This window comes from Flavitalea sp., assembly GCF_035489435.1.
In the GTDB taxonomy this organism is placed as follows: Bacteria; Bacteroidota; Bacteroidia; order Chitinophagales; family Chitinophagaceae; genus DATHKG01.
Genome location: NZ_DATHKG010000092.1, coordinates 44,028 through 52,086 on the forward strand (window position 1 = coordinate 44,028; position 8,059 = coordinate 52,086).

General features: G+C 38.6%; 9 protein-coding genes. 2 read left to right on the plus strand and 7 right to left on the minus strand.

Going from position 1 to position 8,059, the window contains the following annotated elements:
• Positions 1-331: 331 nt before the first annotated feature.
• The gene (locus VK664_RS14445; RefSeq protein WP_461399383.1) at positions 332-1,792 is read left to right on the plus strand and encodes a Fic family protein; all 1,461 of its coding nucleotides are present in this window, start codon (positions 332-334) and stop codon (positions 1,790-1,792) included.
• A gap of 139 nt (positions 1,793-1,931) precedes the next feature.
• On the opposite strand, the gene VK664_RS14450 is transcribed toward VK664_RS14445, so the two are convergent.
• On the minus strand, positions 1,932-2,237 hold the full coding sequence (locus tag VK664_RS14450; RefSeq protein WP_461399384.1) for a hypothetical protein: 306 nt from the start codon (positions 2,235-2,237) through the stop codon (positions 1,932-1,934).
• A gap of 71 nt (positions 2,238-2,308) precedes the next feature.
• Positions 2,309-3,352, minus strand: a complete 1,044-nt coding sequence (locus tag VK664_RS14455; protein WP_461399385.1) for a hypothetical protein — start codon at positions 3,350-3,352, stop codon at positions 2,309-2,311.
• Between the two features lie 18 nt (positions 3,353-3,370).
• Here VK664_RS14455 and VK664_RS14460 point away from each other — a divergent pair, with 18 nt between their 5' ends.
• The gene (locus VK664_RS14460; RefSeq protein ID WP_461399386.1) at positions 3,371-3,850 is read left to right on the plus strand and encodes a hypothetical protein; all 480 of its coding nucleotides are present in this window, start codon (positions 3,371-3,373) and stop codon (positions 3,848-3,850) included.
• A gap of 200 nt (positions 3,851-4,050) precedes the next feature.
• Here the strand turns inward: VK664_RS14460 and VK664_RS14465 are convergent, their stop codons facing one another.
• From VK664_RS14465 to VK664_RS14485, 5 genes are all read right to left on the minus strand, one after another.
• The gene (locus VK664_RS14465; RefSeq protein WP_461399387.1) at positions 4,051-4,467 is read right to left on the minus strand and encodes a hypothetical protein; all 417 of its coding nucleotides are present in this window, start codon (positions 4,465-4,467) and stop codon (positions 4,051-4,053) included.
• Positions 4,468-4,721: 254 nt separating this feature from the next.
• Positions 4,722-5,513 carry an alpha/beta fold hydrolase gene (locus tag VK664_RS14470; RefSeq protein ID WP_461399388.1) on the minus strand — a complete coding sequence of 264 codons (792 nt, stop codon included), beginning with the start codon at positions 5,511-5,513 and terminating at the stop codon, positions 4,722-4,724.
• The gene (locus VK664_RS14475) at positions 5,494-6,156 is read right to left on the minus strand and encodes a YwqG family protein (protein WP_461399389.1); all 663 of its coding nucleotides are present in this window, start codon (positions 6,154-6,156) and stop codon (positions 5,494-5,496) included. The genes VK664_RS14470 and VK664_RS14475 overlap by 20 nt, the downstream gene beginning before the upstream one ends.
• Before the next feature lie 237 nt (positions 6,157-6,393).
• A complete protein-coding gene (locus VK664_RS14480; protein WP_461399390.1) occupies positions 6,394-6,738 on the minus strand; it encodes a hypothetical protein in 345 nt (114 codons plus the stop codon).
• Between the two features lie 618 nt (positions 6,739-7,356).
• Positions 7,357-7,821, minus strand: a complete 465-nt coding sequence (locus VK664_RS14485; RefSeq protein WP_461399391.1) for a hypothetical protein — start codon at positions 7,819-7,821, stop codon at positions 7,357-7,359.
• Positions 7,822-8,059 lie beyond the last annotated feature (238 nt).

The following is an 8,059-nucleotide window of genomic DNA, read 5'->3' on the forward strand; positions in this document are numbered from 1 at the left end:
CAAAAATACAAGCTGCCGCCGTTTCTTCCCGGCGGCAGCTTTCTAGGCATTAACTCCAGTTTTATGGAATAAATATTGCTATCGATTTACAAGCAAATACCATATAATAAATTGATTGACAATAAAATATGTATTATACTAATATACACGAATTTACATTCGGATGAAAATATTTCCAGAAATTAAATATTTGGGGGAAAATATTTCTATTGTCTCTACTTGGAGGAAAATAAAGCATATATTTGGATGAAAATATTTCCAGAAATTAAATATTTGGGTGAAATTATTCCCACTTGGAATTGAAAACTCGAATTAGGACGAAAATATTACCATGGATAGAATACAAGAGATTATCGTAGGAACAAAAGAACGATCGAAAGAAATCGGAAAACTCGAAGATCAGGGCTTGGTGCGCAAAATAGCTCCCAGGGTATATACCTCCAGTTTAGAAGAGGCACCTGAGAAAGTTGTTCGACGTAATTGGTACAGGCTCGTCTCAGAACTTTTTCCAGATGCATTCTTAAGTCATAGAAGCGCCTTAGAACGCATGCCAACATCAGGGGGCCATCTTTACCTTACCCGCAGCTATAAGGGAACGGTAGAATTGCCCGGCCTGATACTGCACTTCATAAAAGGCCCAGAGCCTTTAGGGGATGATGTGTTATTTTTTGGAAATCTCAAAGCATCAGGGCTTGCCCGTGCCTATTTGGAAAATCTGCAAAGAACTAAAGGCTCTGGCGAGGAATCCAAAACCCTCAGCCGGGAACAATTAGAAGAAAAGATAGACGCCTTTTTAAGAGTAAAAGGCGAAGACACCCTCAACCAGGTCCGGGACCGGGCAAAGAAAATCGCACCTCTGCTGAATATGAAAAAGGAACTCACAGAGCTGAACCAATTAATTACTGATTTGCTTGGTACCGGATTATCAAAGAATCTGGTAAGTCCTGTGGCCAGGGCAAGAGTACTTGGCGAGCCGATGGATCCGGACAGAATTCAACTTTTTGAATCCTTATATGAAGAACTGGTAAAAAGGGACTATCCAGACTATCCCGATAAAAACAAGAGTATTCAATCCTATCAAAATTTTGCTTTTTTCGAAGGATATTTTTCGAATTACATTGAGGGTACAGAGTTTACCGTAGACGAAGCCAAACAAATTATCACCACAACCACACCCTTGCCCGCAAGAGATGAAGATTCACATGATGTGCTGGGAACTTACCAGATTGTATCAAACAGGTCTGAAATGTCAATTCAACCAAAAAATCCGGATGATTTATTAAAGCTATTGAGAGAAAGACATGCCGCGTTATTGAGCGCCAGAAAATCTAAAAACCCCGGTGAGTTTAAGGATAAGAATAATCGCGCCGGAAGTACCGAGTTTGTGGACATGAAACTTGTGCCCGGAACATTGAAAAAAGGATACGAATGGTATAGCCTGCTCCAGCATCCTTTCGCAAAAGCAGCGTATATGATGTTCCTGATAAGCGAAGTGCACCCATTTCTGGATGGTAATGGCAGGATTGCAAGAGTAATGATGAATGCTGAATTTAGCTCGAAAGGGTTATCCAAAATTATTATCCCGACAGTATACAGGGAAGATTACATGGGAGCCATTAAAAAGTTAACCAAGCAAAGAGAAAGCGATGCCTACATACGTATGCTTTTGCGTGCATGGGAATTCAGCAGTTATATTTACGATGACAATCTTGACAACATGGAAGGATACTTAAAAGAGTGTGATGCTTTTTTGACCCACAAAGAAGGTTATCTGAAAATCATTCCAAAGTAATACGCCGTTATTTATTTCTTATTATGAGTTGGTGTTATCAACATCCTGAAACAATTGTTAAACAGATATGTGAGAACTGGCGAAAGTCAGTAAATAGTAGCCAGTCACTTTGTAAATATGTAAGCTAACGTAAAATACGCTATATCAATTTTTCCTCCAGCATTCCTTTCCACACAACAAATCCTTTCTTTGCATCCGCATAATCATGAACGACCCTGCTAAAATTATTACTCTCCTTTTCTAAAAAAGCTTGTCTACCACTGTTCTTTATGTCTCTGAGTATAACTTCAATTTCTCCTAATGCAATTCGTAAAGACTCCCTTGTTTTATCGGCATGCCATATATAGGTTGCTTCTTCGCTGTCCAATGTTTCCCAAATAATATGATATCTTTTTTCACCAGCCAGTAAGAATAAAAAAGAAAATGGGTGTAAGACAAATCTCAATTTTAAAACAGATGCTTCATGTTTCGAAGAAAGATATTTTAGCTGTAAATAATGCTTCGACTCCTTGATGTTTAAATGTCATCAAATAACGCGGCTTCAGAGGAAAATAATTTCTTCCCTTCGTTATACGAACTCAACAAATCATCCATCGTATGATTAGACTGATCATCTACAGCCCGGCCTTTCCCTTTGAATATCTCGCGCTTTACAAACTCAAATCGCACACTATCGATCATGTGATTGTTGATACTATCAATATCCTCTGATTTGGCTGTTGGCGATAGCACCTGGCTTTCTGTATATTTTACAGTAATATCTACGGTGATTAATTTCTTCTTCAATGCTTTTACAAAATAATCTCGGATCGCTGCAAACTCTGGTCTTATATCCGGATTCGGAATTTCGAATAGGATTTCCTGGTTGATTTCCTCAATGAAGATGGAAAATGAAACACTTCCAAATAAGAAATTGATTTTCCCAAAAGGCACTTTCATGGTTTTCAGAACAACATACTCGGTAGGTGTCTGTGCCTTTCTTTCATCTTCTATTGCCTTAGTTTCAATAACTGGCTGATACTTCAGAGTAACGGATCTTAGGAAGCCACTTGTATCGAGGCTTCTGAACTTAATTCTTTCAATTCCATAGAAATAAAATGCACCCTGTTTGCCATCTGTAACTTTGCTTATTGGGAAATCATAGTCAATAATTTCTGCATTCAATACTCCTTCCTCTTCATTATAGTTACTGACACGTAATTTCCATATAACACCGTCTTTAAATTCATTGACAGGTAATGGCAAATCAAGACATTCAACCGGAAGCAAATTTCCGGTGGTATTGATATAAAAGCCAGCACCTTGAAAAACCAATAGTATTTCATCAAGGTTTGTAAGTTGGCGCGTCTTCATCAACTTCCGGTAATATTTATTGTGCTGTTTAAACAGGTTGTTGAAGTATTCAATCCTGTAATCCCTGTAGTCATGTTGTAGTATATCCACATGGGCTTTCCGTTCGGTTAGTACAAGTATCTTTCTGCCTGCCCTTACTCGGTAAGCATAAAACAATATTGCAGTTTGCTTAAAGACAACGATTGGAAATATCTGGTAATAAGACATCAGAGCGGATTAAGAAAATTGAAAGCATGGTTTCATGCCAGACCTGTTTATATATTAAATCCGCTCACTGGCCGAAGACAACAACTTACTTTATTAATACGAGCCGATAAAGACGGCACCATTAAATATAGTTTATGCCACTGCCCGCATTGCGACATCCGGGAACTTGCTTATCGCCAAAGCAAAAGGTACTTGGTAGAGAAAGCGTTTCGTGAAGGAAAAAAAGAATTAGGACTGAACGAATACCAAACCCGCAGCGAAGAAAGCCGGCATAAACATATGGCAATGATCATGCTTGGACAGCTGTTCCTAAACCAGGAAAAAACATATCATTACCAACAATCAAATCTGTGGCTGACATCACAAGATGTGCTCAAAAGTTTAAAAAATATACTCGGTTTTGTGAAAACCACCCTGGAAGACTTTCTGACTGAAATCATTACCAAGCAACCGCCAGGTAAGCGTTTGCTAAAGAAGCAACTATATTTAAGAATTTGACAAAGTAGAATTAGATTGATTTTTTAAATACCAGTTTCTAACAAAATTTTGATACTCAGATTTATTCGCTCAACGCAAACGCTGAATTTGAAAATACGAAGCAAAACTTGTGTCAGGGACACCGTTAATAGTACGAAGGATAATATTATCGTTTATAATATTTACAGTATCCGGTATGAAGTCATTATCATATGGACGGTTTAAAAAATAATTTGATTGTTATTCCTAACATATTTTCCAGCATATACCTGCGTTGAGAATAAGTCCTGACTCGACAGCTCGAAATCATTATTTTCCCTGAGTATCAAACTTAACCTTGACAAGTCGTCTTTTAATTCCGCTTCCAGGGCCCGGGGACTCTTAAAGACTTCCGAATCATACAAGTTGCCTACCAGGATTCCGAACGCTATGAAAAGGAACAGTTTGAAAAAAAAATCATTCTGCCGGAGCATACCCCAGATAGACAGTGAAAGAAACAATCCCCCAAGAGTTAAAAAAACGGGTATTGAAACCAACCAGCTGTCGAAAAAGTAGTCATCCAAAAAGCTCACCACTAAAATTGCCAATCCACTAGTTAAAGCAATTACCTTAAACCAAAAATTTCCTGACTGCTTCATATTTCAGAGCGGCCCATAGTATACAAGTATTGGCGAGCAAGGGCACCAGCTGTTGTTTTGTTTAAAAGTTTATTCGAAATATTCACGCCCATATAGCCTATCTTCCCCATCGCTATTTTCAACAGCCAAGTTGTAGAGGCAATTAAGATTCGCCAGCCTAATACTTACACCAAAGTTGAATAGAATTACAAAAGTTCAGCCCATGTTCGTCAGCCCCTATAATTCCACTGCCATATTAACCGCAGGCCGGTTGGTTAATCGATCAAAAAGTCCAAAATATATTTGTGAAATAATTCTGGATTTTCATAGTTTATTAAATGTCCGGATTGAGGGATGACATTCAGAACTGAATGCTCAATTTTGTCTCGCAATAATTTTGCATCCTCCAATGTCGCAAATAGGTCAAACTCCCCGTTTATAATTAATGTCGGTAATTTTATCTTGTCAATACTATCAACTACATTATAATTTCTTTGTGCTAAATACTGGTTTTTCCAGGCATATAAAGGTTGTTGGTCGGGCTCATTTTCATCATACTTTAGATAGATTTCATTTTTAGGGTTACTTAAAAATGAATTTGAGAAAAGCCAGGGACAGATAAGGTCGAACATTTGTTTTGTACTTATCCCGGACTCGTAAACGTTTAAAACTGCGTCAACAAATAGTCTTATTTGATGGTTTATTACAGCGTGTGATGCGGCAATTATAAGTTTTGATATTCTCCCAGGAGACTTCAGAGCCAGTGTTAATGCAATATTACCTCCCATTGAGAACCCAAGAATATGCGCTTTTTCAATCTTTAATTCATCCATTAATGCAATCAGGTCGTCTGTGAAAATGTCTAAACTGTAACTGGTCTTTGGGGCATCTGTCTTTCCGATACCTCTTGTGTCATAGGTAATGACCTGAAAATGTTTGGATAAAATCTTCAAACTGGAATCCCAAAAAAAGTGGTCTCCTCCAAGGCCACTGATCAGGATCAAGGGGGGGCCTTCTCCACTGACTTCATAATAAATATTTATGCCGTTACATTTTGCAAATGCCATTGTTACTAATTTTTGTCAGAGTGGCTAGGCTAGTGCCTGGGGCCAACGTGGAAATATTGGAATGTGGATATAGCTTGATGTTTTGTTCCGTACGAAACTGGCCGCCCGCTTTTGCCATGTTGTAGGTTGTGTATACTCCGAAAATTTTCGATTTTTCACTTCCAGCAAAATCGTCCCAAGTGTTATCGTTGCCGTCTGACTTTATAAATCGCTCTTCAAATGTTTCAGTGCCGGCATAAACTGTGTCTATAAGGACCCCATCAAAAAAGTTGTCTTCATGTTCGACTATGTGTCTTTTCAGTTTGTCACTTGGGGCGGCTGAATAAATAACTTTTCCTGTGTTATTGCGGATATCTGCAAAGAATATCAGCTGTCCCGTTTTTGGTAACAAACCTGTTTTGTCAATTGGCGAAAATTTAGCCAGGTCTAATTGAGCAGCAAATCGAAGATTTAGAGGGACGTCAATGTTTTCTGGGAGATCTATGATAGGCCCCCCGTATCTTGATTGTCCCAAGTTGATATCGATTTCTGTGTGCTTTATAAAATTATCGGTCATCCAATTCTGCTTTCCGATAGACGCTGGAAAATATCGTCTTGTGTCAGCAGTAAAGCATATTACGTCAAATATTTTTGGTTTGTCCATGTCATTTTATTTGTCGGGAAGGTAGGATTACAGCCAACATGGAAGTATTGGTGAAGGCGGGCTTAGTTTGATATTCAAATTGCCAGGGTATTGACGCCCGCTTTTACCAATATCATCTTAGCCGAAGCGCCTCCGGTTCAAGGCTCGTGTATTCAAATGCTGGGTGTGGCTACTGAACATCGTTTTGCGCCGGGCGCAAAAATTAAGGTAAATGAGGATTAAAGATACCGGCTAGTCTTACATTCCAAGTTCCGCGAACACCTCGCCCAGGCGGAAGACTCCAAATGTTTTAAGTTCAATGACCTTAGTAAAGTTTTCATTCCAAAAAGCCATTTCAATTTTGTCGATGTTGTAGGCTATCAAATTAAATACCTCAGAATTGGCGACCAGTTTACTGTTATTTCGATCAGGTACAAAATAAACAAGGTTGGTAGAAAGGTGACTTAAAAATGCCTGGTGTAACAATGCCACTTCCAAATCGTCCGACCTCCCGCAATATCTCCAACCAAAGTCGGGTGTCGACTCCCAAGCCACTTTCGGCAACAGCTTATTTGATTTTATGAAAATAAGTTTAGAGTCCATGATTTTGTGGGTCCTTGCGTTGCGGCTAACGTGGAGGATACCATGTTATGCGAAGTCAGATTTGGCGTGTTATAGGAAACCAGGACCTTTTATCTCCTTTCATTGGGACACGGTGGTGACTAAGAAATTTTTTGATCACTTTTATTGAGCTTAGATTATATTCCGTTACTTCAATTGTCTTGCCGGATTTTATTTTAATGAGCAACCCTTTAAAATTAGCCAGTTTCGCGTATTGCTGTGTAGAATAATAACTGTCCGGATCCGAACTATTAACATCAATCCATTTATACAGATAATAAAAACGACACAGCTTATAATCGTGAGAAATCGTCACCCACATAACGCCAAGAAGTGTCCACGTGAGATAAATTGGAAACATTAAAAAAAATACAAGCCCAAGCCAAAATTGGCTTTCGCTGCTATCATGCCAGTGAAACATGCAACTGAAAACCGCCAGCAAGGCAATTCTGAGCAATAGCATCCATATATTTGGGATAATGATTTTCATAGATTTCGCACTACGTGGAAGTATTGGCGAAGGCGGGCACAACTTGGTGTTACATTCGACATGTAAATTGGCCGCCCGCTTTTGCCAATACAATGTTGGCTGCATATTGGTTAGTTGTAAGTAAATACCAATTTTTTAGTGACTGGTCCATTACTCTGGATTAACTTCGATAGGTTGTTTGCAGCATCATAATGAAGGGTATATTTTGAACCCATGTCAGTGATCTGTATGATTTGGTCTTTTTTATTGTAGGTGTAAAAAAAATGATTCATTGTCCCACTACCATTAACACTCATTTCAACAACGCGGTTTTCTGAATCATATTTATAGCATTTAACATTTGCTGGATAAATAGACATGTCACACTCTTTGGATTTCGCGGCATTATTAAAAATCCCACCTGTAGGGACGTAATATGGCAAATGAAATTTTTGACATGAAAAAAATACATCAATCGGTGTCTCGGAAATATCCACCTCTTTCATTTTGAGTAAGGTATCAATCTTTAACTTGAAATATTTATTTTCATTGTCAAAGGAAACAACGGTCACTCTAGAAGCTTGTTTTGCCCACAAGAACCTAAAATTATCAAAATCAAGATCAACAAGATGTATTGTCTCATTTAATATTCCTTAGCCTGCATTAGGTTTAGGTCGCATGTAAAGTTGCAGCCAACGTTAGGGCTTGGCGATGTGGCGGTATTTGAAAAACATCAGCCCGTAATTGCTGCTAAATTTATAACTAAAAGTTCATTGTTTATTCTATTGCTCGGTGTTATTCGTCGGCCGGAACTGCAGCCGATTAGCGAACACA